Here is a 14,734-nt window from a genome sequence, read left to right on the forward strand (position 1 = left end):
GATTCCCAGGCTCACCGCGTTCCTCACAAAAATCCCCCAACTATTGCTCGGGGAGGAAGCGGTGCTGTTGAATGCCCATGACTGCGCGGCCATCAGCGAGATGGCCACGTTCTGGTTGGTGGTGTTGCTGCCGATGTTGACGGTCTTGGTGGCGGCGGTGGTGGTGATGCCGCCGGCACCGAGTTCCAGCGTCCGGTTCGTGCCGCCGCCCTGGAGAGTGAAGGTTTCGCCACTGTTGAACTGCAGGCCGGCCATCTGGCGGTCGCCGTTCAGGTTCACGTTGCGTGCGCCGGTCAACCCCGTGATGCCGAAGACAGCGGTATCTCCTGCAACGGGAAAGCCCGCCGGATCCGTGCCTCCGGCCAGCGTCGTCGCCCAGTTCGTGTTCAGATCCCAGACTCCATTGGACGCACCATCCCAGTAGTAGGTCTCCGCGTGGGTGGATACGGGGAGGAGGAGGGAGAAAACGATGGTGGGGAGGAATCTGGGCTTCATGGGAGGAAGTCGCGGGGAGGAGGGAGACTCATCGAACCTGGAAAATGCCAGGTCCCAGGTTCGGAGGTTTGGTGAGAGGAACATTTCCGTGCCTTCCGCGTCAAGACCGCACTTCCGGGAGAACCCGGTATTCCGCTGGTCTCCATTCGTTCCTTGAAACAGACGGGAGTGGACCGTAGTAGAGGGAAACGCGAAAGCCTCATCATCTTCCAGATCCACCATGAAACCCACGCTTCTCACTCTCCTGCTTCTTTCTCCGTTTGCTTCCGCCGAGCCGCTTTTCAATGGCAAGGATCTGAGCGGATGGACCCCTGATGTTCCATCTGCCGATGGCAAGCCGGAAACGCCTCCGAGTTTCATCGTCCGTGACGGTCTGCTCGTCAGCAAGGGTGATCCCAAAGGCCACCTGGTCAGCGACAAGTCCTACTCGAATTACAAGCTGGAGGTGGAGTACCGCTTCCCCGGAAAGGGCGGAAACTGCGGTGTGCTCATCCACGCCTCCGAACCACGGAATCTCTACAAGATGTTCCCCAAGTCCATTGAAGTGCAGATGAACTCCGGCGACGCGGGGGATTTCTGGTGCATCGGCGAGAACATCGAAGTGCCTGACATGGAAAAGCGCCGCCCTCGCAAGGAAGGGCAGAACTTCGGCGGTGGTCCTGCCGATGCCCGCCGTATCCTCAACCTCAACGACGGCGCGGAGAAACCTCTCGGCGAGTGGAATACCATGACCATCGAGTGCAAGGGGGATGAGGTCATCGTCCACGTCAACGGCGTCCTCGTGAACCATGGCTCGAAAAGCACCGCATCCTCCGGCAAGCTCGCGCTGCAGGCGGAAGGCACCGAGGTGGAATTCCGGAAGCTGGAACTGACGTCCCTCAAATGATCCGTGCCGCGTTGTTCTGCTGGCTGCTGGCCCTTGTCCCGCTCCACGCGCAGACCGGTTCGAAGATCGTCGGAGCGGCCCGCAAGCAGATCGGGGTCACCCTGAGCTATGATCCCGCCTACACGAAGCTGGCTTATCCGAACGGCGATGTGCCGCGTGAAAAGGGCGTCTGCACGGATGTGGTGATCCGGGCACTGCGGGACGGGCTTTCACAGGATCTCCAGCAGCTCGTCCACGAGGACATGAAGACGAACTTCGGCACCTACCCGAAGAACTGGGGGCTGAGCCGCACCGACCGCAACATCGACCACCGGCGTGTGCCCAACCTCCGCCGCTTCTTTGAACGGAAGGGATATGGGATCAAACTGGAGTCACCGGTGGACTACGCCGCGTTCCTGCCAGGGGATCTGGTCACGTGCACCGTGCCACCGCACCTGCCGCACATCATGATCGTGAGCGACAAAAAGACCGCGGAAGGCAGGCCGCTGGTGATCCACAACATCGGAGGTGGAGCGAGGGAAGAAGACGTGCTGGCGACCTATCCGCTCACCGGCCACTACCGGTGGAAGTAAGGAGAAGTAAGGAGGGAGGACACTCCTGTCCTCCGGCGGCATTGGCAAATAACCAATGATTCACCGCAAAACTCAAAGATCGCGAAAGGGGAAGATGGATTCCCCAAGTTCGTAGAGATCTGTTGTTCGTTTCATTCTCTTCTGAAAACTTCTCCTTCTTCGTTGGCCAATGCCGCCGGGGCACAAGAGTGTATCCCCTCCTTGCTCAACAGCATCCCGCGCCCGCGCAGGCAGGGCTGGCAGGCATGTCGCAGTCGGCTGTTGGTGCTTCCAAAGATGGATTCGGTGCGAGCGTCGAGAGGCCCAGCTTGGTGAGCAGCGCACGGTCCTTTTCCACGGATGGATTCTTTGCGGTGAGCAGCTTGTCACCGTAGAAGATGGAGTTCGCTCCGGCGAAGAAGCACATCGCCTGCGTTTCATCCGACAGGCGGGTGCGGCCGGCGGAAAGGCGGACTTTCGCCTTCGGGATGGCGATGCGGGTGACGGCGATCATCCGGACGAGGTCGAACGGATCGACCTGCGGGTTTTCCGCCAGCGGCGTGCCGGGCATCGGCATCAGGGAGTTGATCGGCACGCTCTCCGGCTGCGGGTTGAAGCTGGAAATGACCTCCAGCATGCGCAGGCGGTCGGTGATCGTTTCGCCGAGACCGAGGATGCCGCCACAGCAGACGGACATGCCGGCGTCCTGTACGTTGCGGATGGTCCGCAGGCGGTCGTCGTAGGTATGGCTGGAGACGATGTTCGGGTAGTGCTCCGGGGAGGTGTCCAGGTTGTGGTTGTAGGCGGTGACACCCGCTTCGCGCAGGCGGACCGCTTCTTCCGGTCCGAGTTCGCCGAGGGTGACACAGACTTCCATGCCGAGGGTGGAGACGTCCTTGATGATGTCCAGCACCTGCTCGAAGCGCTGGGTGCCGCCACGGACACCACGCCATGCCGCGCCCATGCAGAAGCGGGTGGAGCCGGTCTCACGGGCGGCGCGGGCGCGCTCCATGATCTGCTCCTTTTCCATAAGCCGCTCGATCTGGACGCCGGAGTTGTAGCGGGCGGACTGGGCGCAGTAGGAACAGTCTTCGGAGCATCCACCGGTCTTGATCGAAAGAAGGGTGCAGAGCTGGACCTCCGCATCCGGCCAGTTGGCCTCATGCACTTTCCGGGAACGCTGGATGAGTTCGAAGAAGGGAAGGTCGTAGAGTGCCTGGAGTTCGGAGAGAATCATGTGGGAGAGTGGAAGAAAGGGGAGGGTCGGGGGATTTTCCGGTCGTGATGTCGGGTCAACGTGCCCAGCCGCCATCGACGAGCGGCATCTTGCCTTGGCCAACCGAAGTATAGAGCGTCTTGCCCTTGGCTCCCTCCAGCGGGATGCCGACGGCGTTCCTCCACACTTTGGTCATGCTTTCGCCGGTGTGGCAGCCCCAGCTTTTGCAGTAGGCGTTCTTGGAGAAGACCGATGATTTGATCTTCGGCAGATCCCGCTCATGCAGCCAGGAGGTGGACGCGGCCATGATCTCACTGCCGTAGTCCAGCATGAACGCATGGCGGTTCGAATGGCCGAAGTAGTCGAAGGTCTGGATGGAGCCACGCGGGCGGGAGTTGATGGCCCGGATGAGGTCCCCGGTGGAGTTCACCCAGATGAGGGTGACACGCCGCTTCGCCGCCTGTTCGTTGATCCAGGTGGTGTAGGGTTTTCCGTCCTCCCTGCCGCGGGCCTGGTAGCTCTTCTGGTGGACCATCCACACGATGGGTGCATCCGGTCCGTATGCCTGCCGGATCTCCGCCATGCGGAGGGTGGCGGCGCGGATGAAGTTCGCCCACCAGCGGTCATGCTGGTCATCCGGCACCCGCAGGTGCTCCCATTTTTTCAGGGATGGACCGCCGGAAACGATGACGTGCTCCGCGCTGGCGATGCCGGAAAAGAGCAGGAACAACAGGGCGGCGAGCCGTGCGAAGAGTCTCATGGCCGGGAAAGTAGAAGGTCCGGATGCCTGAGACAAATGAAAAACCCGGTTCGTGAGAACCGGGTCCGTTGAATTTCATACGCTCCGGCAGCGCGGGCGGTCAGGCGGACTGGGTCCCGTTCCGGATGATCTCGAAGAAGCTCTGCGGCTCCAGGGAGGCACCACCGATGAGGGCGCCGTCGATATCCGGGCAGGCCATCAGTTCCGCGGCGTTGTTCGGCTTCACGCTGCCGCCATACTGGATGCGGATCTTGCCGGCGGCGTCCGCGCCATACAGCCCGGAAATCACGGAGCGGACGAAGGCGTGGGCTTCCTGAGCTTGGGCGGAAGTGGCGGTCACACCGGTACCGATCGCCCAGACGGGCTCATAGGCGACGACGATTTCCGCCAGATCCTTTTCGGAGACATCCTTCAGACCACCGGTGATCTGGGTACGGAGGACTTCTTCCAGCTTCCCGCCTTCGCGCTCGGCGAGGGTTTCACCAATGCAGAAGATCGGCTTCAGGTTCGCTTCGCGGGCCTTCTTGATCTTCGCATTGATGACGGCGTCCGTTTCACCGAAGATGGAGCGGCGCTCGCTGTGTCCGAGGATCACGTAGTGGACGAAGAACTCGCGCAGCATGAGCACGCTCACCTCACCGGTGTAGGCGCCGGAGTCATACTCGGAGCAATTCTGCGCGGCAATCTGGATGGCGTGGGCGTTCTGGACGGCGGTGGCCGTGTGGAGCTGGTCCGCCAGCTTCGCCAGCGACACGAACGGAGGCGCGATCACGATTTCGCTGTTGAAATTCGAGCCCTGGAGCTTGGAGAGCAGGCTCTTCACGAAGTCCTCCGTTTCCGAAGGTCCTTTGTTCATTTTCCAGTTGGCGGCGAAGATCGGCTTGCGGTTCATATCGTTGGGATCGGGTATTTTGACGTAAAGGCTGGCAGGTAATTCAATCAAGCGTCGGAAAGTGCGGCGACGCCAGGGAGCACCTTGCCTTCGAGCAGTTCGAGGGAGGCACCACCGCCGGTCGAGATGAAGGTCATCTTGTCATCCAGGCCGAACTTGTTGACCGCGGTGACGGAGTCTCCGCCACCGACGATGGTGGTGCCGGTGTTGGCGGCCATCGCTTCGGCCACGGCCTTGGTGCCTTTGGCGAAGCTGTCGAGTTCGAACACGCCCATCGGGCCGTTCCAGATGATGGTCTTGGCCTTGGCGACTTCCGCGACGAATTCGTCGACGGCCACGTCACCGATGTCGATGCCTTCCCAGCCGTCCGGCGTTTCGCCACCCTGTTCATAGGGCTGGGTGCTCTTGGTTTCGGCACCTTCCTTGAACTCCTGGGTGATGCGGGTATCAGCAGGAAGGAGGAAGTTGACGCCCTTTGCCTTCGCGTTGGCGAGGATCTCGAGCGCGAGGTCCAGCTTGTCCGCCTCCACGCGGCTGTTGCCGGTGTGGTAGCCCTGGGCCTTGCGGAAAGTGTTGGCCATCGCACCGCCGATGAGGAAGGCGTCGGCCTTTTCCATGAGGGCGTTGATGACCTGGATCTTGTCGGAGACCTTGGCTCCGCCCATGATGACGAGGAACGGGCGCTCAGGGTTCTCCAGCTTGCCGACGAGGTATTCCAGCTCACGGTCGAGCAGGAAGCCGGAGGCGGCCTTCGGAATGAAATGGGTGACGCCTTCGGTGGAGGCGTGGGCGCGGTGAGCGGTGCCGAAGGCGTCGTTCACGAAAATCTCGGCGCTGCCGGCGAGGGCCTTTGCGTAGTCCTTTTCGTTCGCTTCCTCTTCAGGATAGAAGCGTGTGTTTTCGAGCAGCAGGACCTGGCCGGGCTGGAGGGCGGCACGCAGGGCTGCGGTTTCCTCACCGATGCTGTCCGGGGCGAGCTTCACTTCCTGGCCGAGGATCTCGGAAAGGGCGGCTGCGGCAGGTGCGAGGGAGTATTTCGCCTCAGGTCCCCCTTTCGGACGGCCGAGGTGGGAGCAGAGGACGAGCTTCGCGCCACCGGCGATGAGATGTTTGATGGAAGGCACAGCACCCTGGATGCGGGTATCGTCGGTGATCACCCCATCCTTGAGGGGGACATTGAAATCCACACGCATGAGGACTTCCTTCGCATTGACGTCGAGATCGCGGATCGAGAGTTTGGCCATGGGCGGGGAATCCCGCCCGAGAGAAGCCCCGCTGTCAAGCCATGCTCATCTCCGGGGGGCAAGAAAGCGCGCGGAATGCGGGAATCTAATCTCCGGGGAAGGGGTCCGCTGAAAATCGCTCATACTGGCGGCGGATCATGGAATCCCCGGGCGCGAAATTCGTGGCGAGGGCGGACCATTTCACCGCCCCCTTGCGGTCTTTCTTCGAAAAGTGGATCTCTCCCAGGGTGTCCAGATAGGCCGCCTCGTCAGGATTCAGTGCAAGCGCCTTCCGGGAAAGCGCCTCGCCCTCCGGCAGGCGGCGGACTGCCCGGGCCGCGAGCCAGGCACTGCCATTCAGCGTCTGTCCGGAGCGCGGGAAGCGTTCGATCAAGCCGGACATGACCTTCCAGGATTTCTCGAAATACTCGTCATGTTCCTTGATCAGGCCCGCTTTCCGCAGCGCGGGGAAGAAATAATCCGCCAGATGGCCGACGCCGGGAAAGTAAGAATGGCACCGGTCCAGCAGGTCGAGTCCCCGTTCCCGGTCTCCTTCCAGAAGTGACAGACCGTGGGGCAGATCCGCCCTCAGCCGGATGTTCAGGAGGAATGGAGCCAGCGAGAGATTGGTGTCCCCGTCGTTGGCACGCAGGGCCATCGCTTCCGCCAGCGCGGCGGATTCCTTCCACCTGCCTTGTTCCAGAAGCTGGACTGAATACCGGTTGAAGGCGTCCAGCGTGTAGCCGCTGGCGAGGTCCCCGTAAGGTTCCGGAGTGGGGGATGACTCGATGGCGTAGCGGGCCAGCCAGGTGGACGCTCTCTCCATGTCTCCACCGAAGGCGTAGGCGTTCGAGATGATGATGGAGGAGCCGGAGTCGCCCAGCGACAGTTTCTCCGCCCAGCCATCATGCACCACCGCTTCATCCTCCCGGCCCGCCCGCCTGAGGCTGGCGGCGAGGTAGGCGTGCAGTTCCGGGCGGCCCAGCGAGACCTTGTCGCCTCTGTCCCCGGCGATCATTTTTGTGAAGATCTCCGCCACCTGGTCCCACTCGCCACGGATCGACAGTCCCATGAAGTTCTGCGTCTGGAGGGCGGAACTCTGGTCCGCGGCGGCCTGCATCCCCTGGACCTTGAGGGAGGTGGCCATATCGGCGAACCTGCCCTCCGTCCGCGAGAAATCCGAGGTGTAGGCGATCCGCTTGAGATACTGGGACTTCTGCGCGGGTGCCGCTTTCTCGACCGCCTTCCATGCGAGGCCCAGCCAGCGGTCGCGGGTTCGCTTCGGATCGGGGATGGCGCCGAACAGTCCCAGCATCCCCTCGAATTGGTCGGCGAAGGACGACTCCTCATCCAGAACCGCCAGCCAGTCCCACCACTGGATGGCGACCTCATCCTCGTTGAAGGCCAGGTTCACCAATTGACGCCAGCGCCCTTCGTCGTCGCCGGCCCATTTCGTGGCGACGGCTTGGGCGAGGACGGCCGTGTCGGATGGGCCTTGATCCGCGGCGAAAAGTGTGGCCAGCAGAATCAGGAAATCGTCCAGTTCCGTCTCCGCCATGGAAAGCAATGGTTTCTCGAATGCGGAGAGCATTTCCTCCTCCAGTCCCAGTTGGTTCAGGAGAACCGCCATCCTCAGCAGCTCCTTTTCCGCCTCACTGGATTGGTCCCCCGCACGGTCATTCTCGAACCGTTTCTGGTTCAGGTAGATTCCGAACTTTTCCTCAACCCATCGTTTGAAATCGGGAGCCGCGGGGTCCAGTCCGAAGGTGGAAAGCGCATCATCGAACCTTTCGATCGAGGAGTAGTAGTCGATCGCCTGGAGCACCGGCGCTTTCGTCAGAGCGGCTTCCGCCAGATCAGGATGACCGGAGAGGAAAAGGTTCCATGCGGCGCTGCCCCGGGCGGCTTCATCCCGTGAACCGGAGGCTTCGGCGGAAAGCTTCCTGAGGGCGATCCGGGCCTCTTCCTCCCGTTCCGGATCCCACCGGCCTCCGATGATGTCCATATACAGCTTCCGGGAGGTGCTTTGTTCACTCTCCTTCATGAGATCCAGCCAGGGCAGGAAGTCTCCGTTGAACAGTCCCATCGCTGCTGCCAGATGCGGATCCCCGGCTTCCTTTGCCGCTGCCGCCGCGGTTGCCGTGTCACCGGCCACACGGGCCAGCGCCGCACGCCAGTCCGCCGGGCCGGTGTCCGCCTTCCGGCGCTCCTCCTCCAGTGTGCCATTCGAGCGGTGGAAACAGGCCAGTGCCATCAGTGACCGGGCGTCACGGGGCGCCAGTTCGAGGAATTTCCGTGCTTCGTCGTTCTTCCCGAGGATGATCTTCTCGCGGGCTCCGATGATGGAGGCTCCATGGGCCTGGTCCAGCAGTTCCGCCAATACGGCGGGATCCGTTTCATCGGCGTAGAGTTTCAGCAGTTGGTGCCACCCGCGTTTCATGGCGATCTTTCTGAAGATCTCCACTTTGTTCTTTGGAAACGCCTTCTTGTAGTCCTCCACATGCTGGATCAACTCCGGGTCGGTGTCCGGAGTGAAGAAATGCTCGATGTCCCTGATGAGCTTCGAGGTGCGGAACGCCACCTCCGGGTCATCGCCCGTGGACGCCTTTTTCAGTTCGGTGAGGGCCGGCTCTCCAAGGGTCCAGAGCTTGAGGGTCGCCTTTTCACGGACCGCGAAATTCTCTGAGGAGAGATCGGCGATCAGTTCCCCGATGGATGGCTCCGGCGCACTTTCCCGGGTTTCGGGGGCGTCCTGCGCGGGAACGGCGGCAGACAGCACTCCCGTTCCTGCGAGGAACACGAAGAAGGCGGCGCTGAACGGATTCATCAGAGCTACATGCTCGTGGATTCGCAGGAGAAATCAACCCCCGAGGTCAGGAGGAGGAACAACGGGGAAAAGAAAAACCGCTGTGCCGTTCTTGGCGCTATGAGCCACGTTCCGTAAGCTCAACAAGTGGGATCGTCCGGACTATTTGGGTCTTCCTATGAAGGCATGACCTGGTTCGCCGGATTTTGATCCCGTGGTAGTGATATCGGTTCGGGCTAGCTGCCAAAATCGAACGCACACAGCAGTCGTTGGAGAGAGTAAATCCGATCCCTCCCCCCGCAACCAAAATCTGGCATTGCAGGTGATTGAATTTTTCCCGCGCCAAGGTGGTTGGGCGGTGTTAGAGACGGGTCATGAAATGGTGTTGCGGTTTTCTGCTTGTCCCTTCGCTTTCCATCGCCGCTCCGGCGGGTCCGCCGGATGCGGAGGAAGCCGCCTATCCTGCCGTCGAGCGGTTCATCCAGGTGCTGGAAGCGGTCAGGAAAAACCATCCGGATACGGACCGTCTGGCCTATGACCGGCTGGTCAACCACGCCTTGGAGGGGATGATGGAGGGGCTGGACCCGTTTTCTTCCTTCATCCACCCGGAGATGGCCGCGCTGATGAAATCGAACGGGAAGCTCGATCCGGAGGTGCCCTCGCTGGGGCTGACACTGGGCTTGCGGGATACCGGTCTCTACGTGATGGCCGTGGCACCGCCCGGCCCGGCGGGACGCGCCGGGATCACGGCAGGCAGTTCCATCCTGGAGATCGACGGCCGGCCGACCGAGGGCGGGCAATTCGAGGATCTGGTGGGCACGTTGCGGAGGAAGGCGGGGGAGACGAGCCGCCTGAAACTGAAATCCCCCGAGGAACCGAAGCCTGTCGAGATTTCCCTCGTCCACCGTCTGGTGGAGGAACGCTCCGTCGCGGAAGCGAAGATCATCAACAAGGAGAAAGGCACCGGCTATATCAGGCTCGCCTCATTCGGTGGTGCATGCGCGAAGGAGATGGAGGTTTCCCTCGATGATCTGGAGGACGCTGGGATGAAATCACTGATCCTGGATCTCCGTGGCAACGGTGGCGGGGATCTGCATGAGACCGTGAAAATTCTAGGTCTTTTCCTTCCTCCGGATACCACCGTGGTCACCACCCGCAGCCGCAGCGAGGAGGAACCACTCAAGACCCCCTCCCGCCAACGGCGGAAACGGGAGTATCCCATCGCCGTTCTCATCGACCGCATGTCCGCATCCGCGTCCGAACTCACGGCGGGTGCGCTCCAGGATCTGAAGCGGGCGACGGTCATCGGCGAACTGAGCTTCGGCAAAGGCTCCGTGCAGCACATCATCCCGCTGGGGCAGGGGACCGCCATGCGTCTCACCGTGGCCACCTATCACACTCCTTCCGGACGGACTCCGCACCGCGTCGGAATCACTCCCGATGTGCGGGTGGATCTCGTGGACGCGGACCGGGACAACTTTGAGAAACGCAACCGCGCGGATACCCTGGATGAGGCGGAGCGCACGAAGGTGGCCTCCTGGGTGGATCCGGTGATGAAAAAAGCCGGGGAGGTGCTGGATGGACCAGCGGCTGCGAAATAGCCCCCGGCCCAACCTGCCATCCTGTTGGTCAGGATCCCACCTTCAGAAGGGGGATGACGCGGAGCGCCATCGGAGGGGATCACTGACGGGCCTTGGCGTAGGCCGCTTTCAGTTGGTTCGCTTCGGAGGAGGCGAGGTAGGCGGCGGGAAGTTTCTGCTCGACGGTTGAGCGGGCGCTGAGGGTGTCATCCTGCAGCTTCCGCAGGGTGGCGGTCTCCCGTTGGATGACGGACTGGACCGCAGCGGCGGTGGCGGCCATCTCTTCCCTGATGGGTTCCGTCAGGTCCGGCTGGGCGAGCCGTTCCTGGAGTTTGCCAAGCTCATCACGCTTCGCCGCGATGACGGCGAGCTGGGCTTCGAGGGATTTGAGCGCCTCAGCGAAGCCGGCGAGTTCACCTTCGGATTCCTCGGTGGCGGACTCGGCCTTTTCCGCGGCCTTGATGGCACTGGCGTTGATGGCTGCCGCGTGCCAGTGCTTCTCCGCTACCTTGATCTGCGGCAGTTCGTTCTTCACGGCTTCCGCTGCGGCAATGGCGGCAGCCGCGCCCTTGCCTGCCTCCTCCACGGCTTTGCGCAGCGGTGGCAGGGCATCTTCCGCAGGTTTGATGCGGGCTTGGGCGACTCCGGCGGTTTTGTTCGCCATCTCAAAGGCGGAGGCCAGCGGGCCCTCCTGATTGGCCGGGGCATCGAACGCCTGCTGGAGTTTCACCAGTTGGTCGCCGATCTCGCGGTTCTTCTGCTCCGCGGCGGACAGCGGGGCGGGGTCGCGCTGGTCTTCCGGCAGTGCTGCCAGTGCGGCTCTCTTGGCGTCGGTGTCGGCCTGTGCCGCCTTCTTCGCTTCCGCGAGGCGGTTGATTTCCTCTTGCTGCTTCTGGCGTGCACCCCTGCGGGCATCCAGTTCCTGTTTCGCTTTGTCGGCGCCAGCCTTGGAGGCCTGGGCAATCTCCTTCGACTGCTTCAGGGTGTTCTCGGCATCGGCCAAGGCTTTTTTCGCTGCTTCCACGGCAGCGGCCTTTTGTTTGGCCGCGGCTTCCGCATCCGCCAGCCGCTGTTTCTGGGTGCCGGCGCGTTCCGCCAGCGTTTTGATGCGGGTCCCGATCGCAGGTGGGTTGGCGTGGATTTCGCCGAGTGGCTTGCCCTCGGTGGTGTCGAACGCACGGATGGTTCCCAGCGCGTCGGCAACAAAGGCTTTCTTGCTCTCGACGTCGATGACCACGGAGGTCGGGAGTTCCGGCAGCGGGCCGATTTCCTTGAGCAGGTTGAAGTCCGGCTTCCAGAGCTTCGCCTTCTTGTCCCGTCCCGCCGTGATGAACGAGCCGTCGCGGGCGAAGGCGAAGGCGGTCACGCCGCCGGGATGGGCGTCGATCTTCTTCACCTCGCCGCCGTTGTTCATCTCCCACATACGGACGGAGCCGTCCTCGGACGCGGAAGCGAGGATGTTCGAGTCGGAGCGGAAGGCGAGGCTGGTGATGCCCGCCTGGTGCGCCCGCAGGGTGTGGAATTCATTTCCGGTGTCCGTTTCCCAAACCCACACACCGCCGTTGCGGTCGCCGCTGGCGAGCAGGATGCCGTCATTGGAAATGTCCAGCGCGGTGATCCAGTCCGTGTGCTTCTTGATGGAGGTGATCATCTCGCCATCCTCCGTCTTCCACAGCTTGAGCAGGCGGGATGGACCACCGGTGGCGACGATGTCGAAGCCGGGCTTGATGTCCGCGGCGAGGATGGAGTCGAACTCCTTCGCGGCCGATAGCAGTCGCGAGCCGTTCGTCACGTCGAAGGTCACGGTGATGCCGGATTTGCCGGGGATGCCGCCGCCGACGATGAGGTAGCGGGCGTCCGGAGTGAAGGCGAGCGAGATGGGGTCTCCCTCCGGGAACGGCAGGATGCCGACGAGTTCCAGGGTGTTGGTATCGTGCAGCAGGATCTGCCGCTGGCCGGTGACGGCGATCAACGGCGCCCAAGGGGACACTGCGAGGGCGTGGACGGAGGAGGCCTTCGGGGTGATCACCTCCGGCTCCAACAGGACATGCTGCGGCATCGGTGGAGGACCGTCCGGTTTCTTCGAGGGATCGGAACCCATCGCAGTCTCGAACTTCGGCTTCGACGGTTTCTTCGCGGAGGAGTTCTTGTTCTCGAGGAGACCGCCCTCGATCCACTGCTTGAGGACGTCGATCTGAGCGCCGGCCATCTTGTCACCTTCCGGTGGCATCTTCGGTTCGACGGTCTGGATGACACAACCGAGCAACTTCGATCCCGCGTCACCGGGTTCAACGATCTTTCCGCCCGAACCGCCCTTGAGGGTCGCGCCGTAGGTGGAGAGATCGAGGCCGCCTTTCGCTTTGTCGGGGTTGTGGCAGTTGAGGCAGGCTTGCTGGAAAACAGGCAGGACGTGATCGTCGAAAGTGACCTTGTCCGCAGCGATGGCGAACGGCGCGGAAAGCACGAAGAGGGTGGTGTAGCGGGAAATCACAGGTCCGATGCTTTGGGTTGCAGCGGAATACGTGTGGGTAAATCCCGGTTTTTCGTTTATTTTTTAGGTTTGCATCAGTTGTGGCACCTCGGGTGCCTGATATTTAACCCTTGTTTTCCTGAAAACATCGGCTATCCATCCGCCACGCGCTTTCCCGAGCGTCGCAGGGCCTGAGTGGCCCGAGCCTGTTCCGGTCTTCATCGATGAGAGATTGTTCTGGGATTCACTGACAACCTCATCGACCCGCCAGCCGCCCATCAATCCGGCGCGGGCTGGCATACGAAAACATGACCACGAAGACATTCGGGGAGCTGCCTTTGGCGGCACCCCTCCACAAGGTTTTGGCTGAACTCAACTATGAGACGCCATCCCCCATCCAGGCCCAGGCGATCCCCTATCTGCTGGAAGGCCGCGACGTCCTCGGCTGTGCGCAGACCGGCACCGGCAAGACGGCGAGCTTCGCCCTGCCGATCCTCCATGCGCTGCACGAGAAACCGAAGCAGGTCCGCCCGAAACAATGCCGCGTGCTGGTACTCGCTCCGACCCGTGAACTCGCCGGCCAAGTCGGCAAGAGCTTCACGACCTACGGCAAATACGTCCGCTTCTCCCAGACGCTCATCTACGGTGGTGTCGGCCAGGTGCCACAGGTGAATGCCATGCGCCGCGGTGTGGATGTGCTGGTGGCCACACCGGGCCGTCTGCTCGACCTCATCGACCAGAACCATGTTGACCTTTCCGGGGTCGAGTTCCTCGTGCTGGATGAGGTGGACCGCATGCTGGACATGGGCTTCCTCCGGGATGTGAAGCGCATCATCTCCTTCCTGCCCGCCCGCAAGCAGTCGCTGTTCTTCTCCGCCACCCTGGCACCGAACATCGTCGATCTGGCGAAGACCATCCTCCGTGATCCGGCCAGCGTTTCCATCGCGCCGGAGACCACCACGGCGGAACGCATCGAGCACACCGTCTGCTTCGTGTCGAAGGACAACAAGCGCCCGCTGCTGGAGAAGCTCCTTCGCGAGCAGTCCGGCGTGGAGTCGGGCAAGCTCACCATCGTCTTCAGCCGCACCAAGCACGGAGCGAACAAGCTGGCGAAGAGCCTTTCCTCCTCCGGCTTCCCGGCGGACGCCATCCACGGCAACAAGTCGCAGGCCCAGCGCGAGAAGGCGCTGGACCGCTTCAAAAAAGGCCTCACCCCCATCCTCGTTGCGACGGATGTGGCGGCGCGTGGCGTGGATGTGAAGGACGTCGGGCTGGTCGTGAACTTCGACCTCCCGAACGAGCCGGAAGCCTACGTCCACCGGATCGGCCGGACGGGCCGTGCCGGTGCGGAAGGCCGTGCCGTTTCCTTCTGCTCGGAAGATGAGCGCGAGTTCCTGCGCGAGATCGAGAAAGTCATCAAGATGCCCGTCCCCCACTCGAATGACCATGAGTGGCACGACGAGGATCTGGCCCAGCGCCATGTGAAGCTCAAAACCGGTGGCCGCATGGTCCAGGGCGGACGCCAGCAACAAGGTGGAGGCGGTGGGAACCGTGGCCGCCAAGGGGGCGGTGGACGCCAGCAACAGCAAGGCGGAGGCGGTGGAAGCCGTGGCCGTCAGGGCGGAGGCGGACGCCAGCCACAGGGCGGTGACCGCCGCCAGCGTGGCAACGGTGAACGTCCCCAGGGTTCCGGCAACCAAGGCAGGGGAGATGGGGCAACCCGCAGCCGCTACCAGATGGATGAGGATCGTGGCGAACAGCGCGGGTCTTCCTCGTCCGGTGGCCTCCTGCGGAGCGGCCTCAATGCCATCCGCAAGATGGTCGGATCCGACCGCTGATCAATGACAGGGCCGGA

At 62.3% G+C, this 14,734-nt stretch carries 10 protein-coding genes and 1 other RNA gene; 4 read left to right on the forward strand and 7 right to left on the reverse strand.

From position 1 onward, the window contains the following. The first annotated feature begins 715 nt into the window (after positions 1 to 715). Positions 716 to 1,381 carry a 3-keto-disaccharide hydrolase gene (locus OVA24_RS11165; RefSeq protein WP_267669869.1) on the forward strand — a complete coding sequence of 222 codons (666 nt, stop codon included), beginning with the start codon at positions 716 to 718 and terminating at the stop codon, positions 1,379 to 1,381. Next, complete coding sequence (locus OVA24_RS11170; RefSeq protein ID WP_267669870.1) at positions 1,378 to 1,953, forward strand: DUF1287 domain-containing protein; 576 nt, start codon at positions 1,378 to 1,380, stop codon at positions 1,951 to 1,953. Before OVA24_RS11165 ends, OVA24_RS11170 begins: the two co-directional genes overlap by 4 nt. 205 nt (positions 1,954 to 2,158) lie before the next feature. Here OVA24_RS11170 and bioB read toward each other — a convergent pair whose 3' ends face one another. From bioB to ssrS, 6 genes are all read right to left on the reverse strand, one after another. Then, positions 2,159 to 3,169, reverse strand: a complete 1,011-nt coding sequence (gene bioB / locus OVA24_RS11175) for a biotin synthase BioB (protein WP_267669871.1) — start codon at positions 3,167 to 3,169, stop codon at positions 2,159 to 2,161. Positions 3,170 to 3,224: 55 nt separating this feature from the next. Beyond that, the gene (locus tag OVA24_RS11180; RefSeq protein ID WP_267669872.1) at positions 3,225 to 3,908 is read right to left on the reverse strand and encodes a hypothetical protein; all 684 of its coding nucleotides are present in this window, start codon (positions 3,906 to 3,908) and stop codon (positions 3,225 to 3,227) included. 100 nt (positions 3,909 to 4,008) lie between these two features. Further along, positions 4,009 to 4,800, reverse strand: coding sequence for a triose-phosphate isomerase (tpiA, locus tag OVA24_RS11185; RefSeq protein ID WP_267669873.1), 792 nt, complete (start codon positions 4,798 to 4,800; stop codon positions 4,009 to 4,011). A 47-nt stretch (positions 4,801 to 4,847) separates the two neighbouring features. Further along, positions 4,848 to 6,044 carry a phosphoglycerate kinase gene (locus tag OVA24_RS11190; RefSeq protein WP_267669874.1) on the reverse strand — a complete coding sequence of 399 codons (1,197 nt, stop codon included), beginning with the start codon at positions 6,042 to 6,044 and terminating at the stop codon, positions 4,848 to 4,850. Positions 6,045 to 6,129: 85 nt separating this feature from the next. Further along, on the reverse strand, positions 6,130 to 8,850 hold the full coding sequence (locus OVA24_RS11195; RefSeq protein WP_267669875.1) for a hypothetical protein: 2,721 nt from the start codon (positions 8,848 to 8,850) through the stop codon (positions 6,130 to 6,132). Between the two features lie 70 nt (positions 8,851 to 8,920). Next, positions 8,921 to 9,101: non-coding RNA, 6S RNA (gene ssrS / locus OVA24_RS11200), on the reverse strand. 102 nt (positions 9,102 to 9,203) lie between these two features. Here ssrS and OVA24_RS11205 point away from each other — a divergent pair. Then, on the forward strand, positions 9,204 to 10,430 hold the full coding sequence (locus tag OVA24_RS11205; protein ID WP_267669877.1) for a S41 family peptidase: 1,227 nt from the start codon (positions 9,204 to 9,206) through the stop codon (positions 10,428 to 10,430). A gap of 79 nt (positions 10,431 to 10,509) precedes the next feature. Here OVA24_RS11205 and OVA24_RS11210 read toward each other — a convergent pair whose 3' ends face one another. After that, positions 10,510 to 12,900: a c-type cytochrome domain-containing protein gene (locus OVA24_RS11210; protein ID WP_267669878.1), complete on the reverse strand. Its 2,391-nt coding sequence runs from the start codon at positions 12,898 to 12,900 to the stop codon at positions 10,510 to 10,512. 287 nt (positions 12,901 to 13,187) lie between these two features. Here OVA24_RS11210 and OVA24_RS11215 point away from each other — a divergent pair, with 287 nt between their 5' ends. After that, on the forward strand, positions 13,188 to 14,717 hold the full coding sequence (locus OVA24_RS11215; protein ID WP_267669879.1) for a DEAD/DEAH box helicase: 1,530 nt from the start codon (positions 13,188 to 13,190) through the stop codon (positions 14,715 to 14,717). Positions 14,718 to 14,734 lie beyond the last annotated feature (17 nt).

This window comes from Luteolibacter sp. SL250 (genome assembly GCF_026625605.1).
In the GTDB taxonomy this organism is placed as follows: domain Bacteria; phylum Verrucomicrobiota; class Verrucomicrobiia; order Verrucomicrobiales; family Akkermansiaceae; genus Luteolibacter.

Coding starts and splice junctions, on each gene's coding strand:
- OVA24_RS11165 (WP_267669869.1), top strand. CDS start 716: ATGAAACCCACGCTTCTCACTCTCCTGCTTCTTTCTCCGTTTGCTTCC.
- OVA24_RS11170 (WP_267669870.1), top strand. CDS start 1,378: ATGATCCGTGCCGCGTTGTTCTGCTGGCTGCTGGCCCTTGTCCCGCTC.
- bioB (WP_267669871.1), bottom strand. CDS start 3,169: ATGATTCTCTCCGAACTCCAGGCACTCTACGACCTTCCCTTCTTCGAA.
- OVA24_RS11180 (WP_267669872.1), bottom strand. CDS start 3,908: ATGAGACTCTTCGCACGGCTCGCCGCCCTGTTGTTCCTGCTCTTTTCC.
- tpiA (WP_267669873.1), bottom strand. CDS start 4,800: ATGAACCGCAAGCCGATCTTCGCCGCCAACTGGAAAATGAACAAAGGA.
- OVA24_RS11190 (WP_267669874.1), bottom strand. CDS start 6,044: ATGGCCAAACTCTCGATCCGCGATCTCGACGTCAATGCGAAGGAAGTC.
- OVA24_RS11195 (WP_267669875.1), bottom strand. CDS start 8,850: ATGAATCCGTTCAGCGCCGCCTTCTTCGTGTTCCTCGCAGGAACGGGA.
- OVA24_RS11205 (WP_267669877.1), top strand. CDS start 9,204: ATGAAATGGTGTTGCGGTTTTCTGCTTGTCCCTTCGCTTTCCATCGCC.
- OVA24_RS11215 (WP_267669879.1), top strand. CDS start 13,188: ATGACCACGAAGACATTCGGGGAGCTGCCTTTGGCGGCACCCCTCCAC.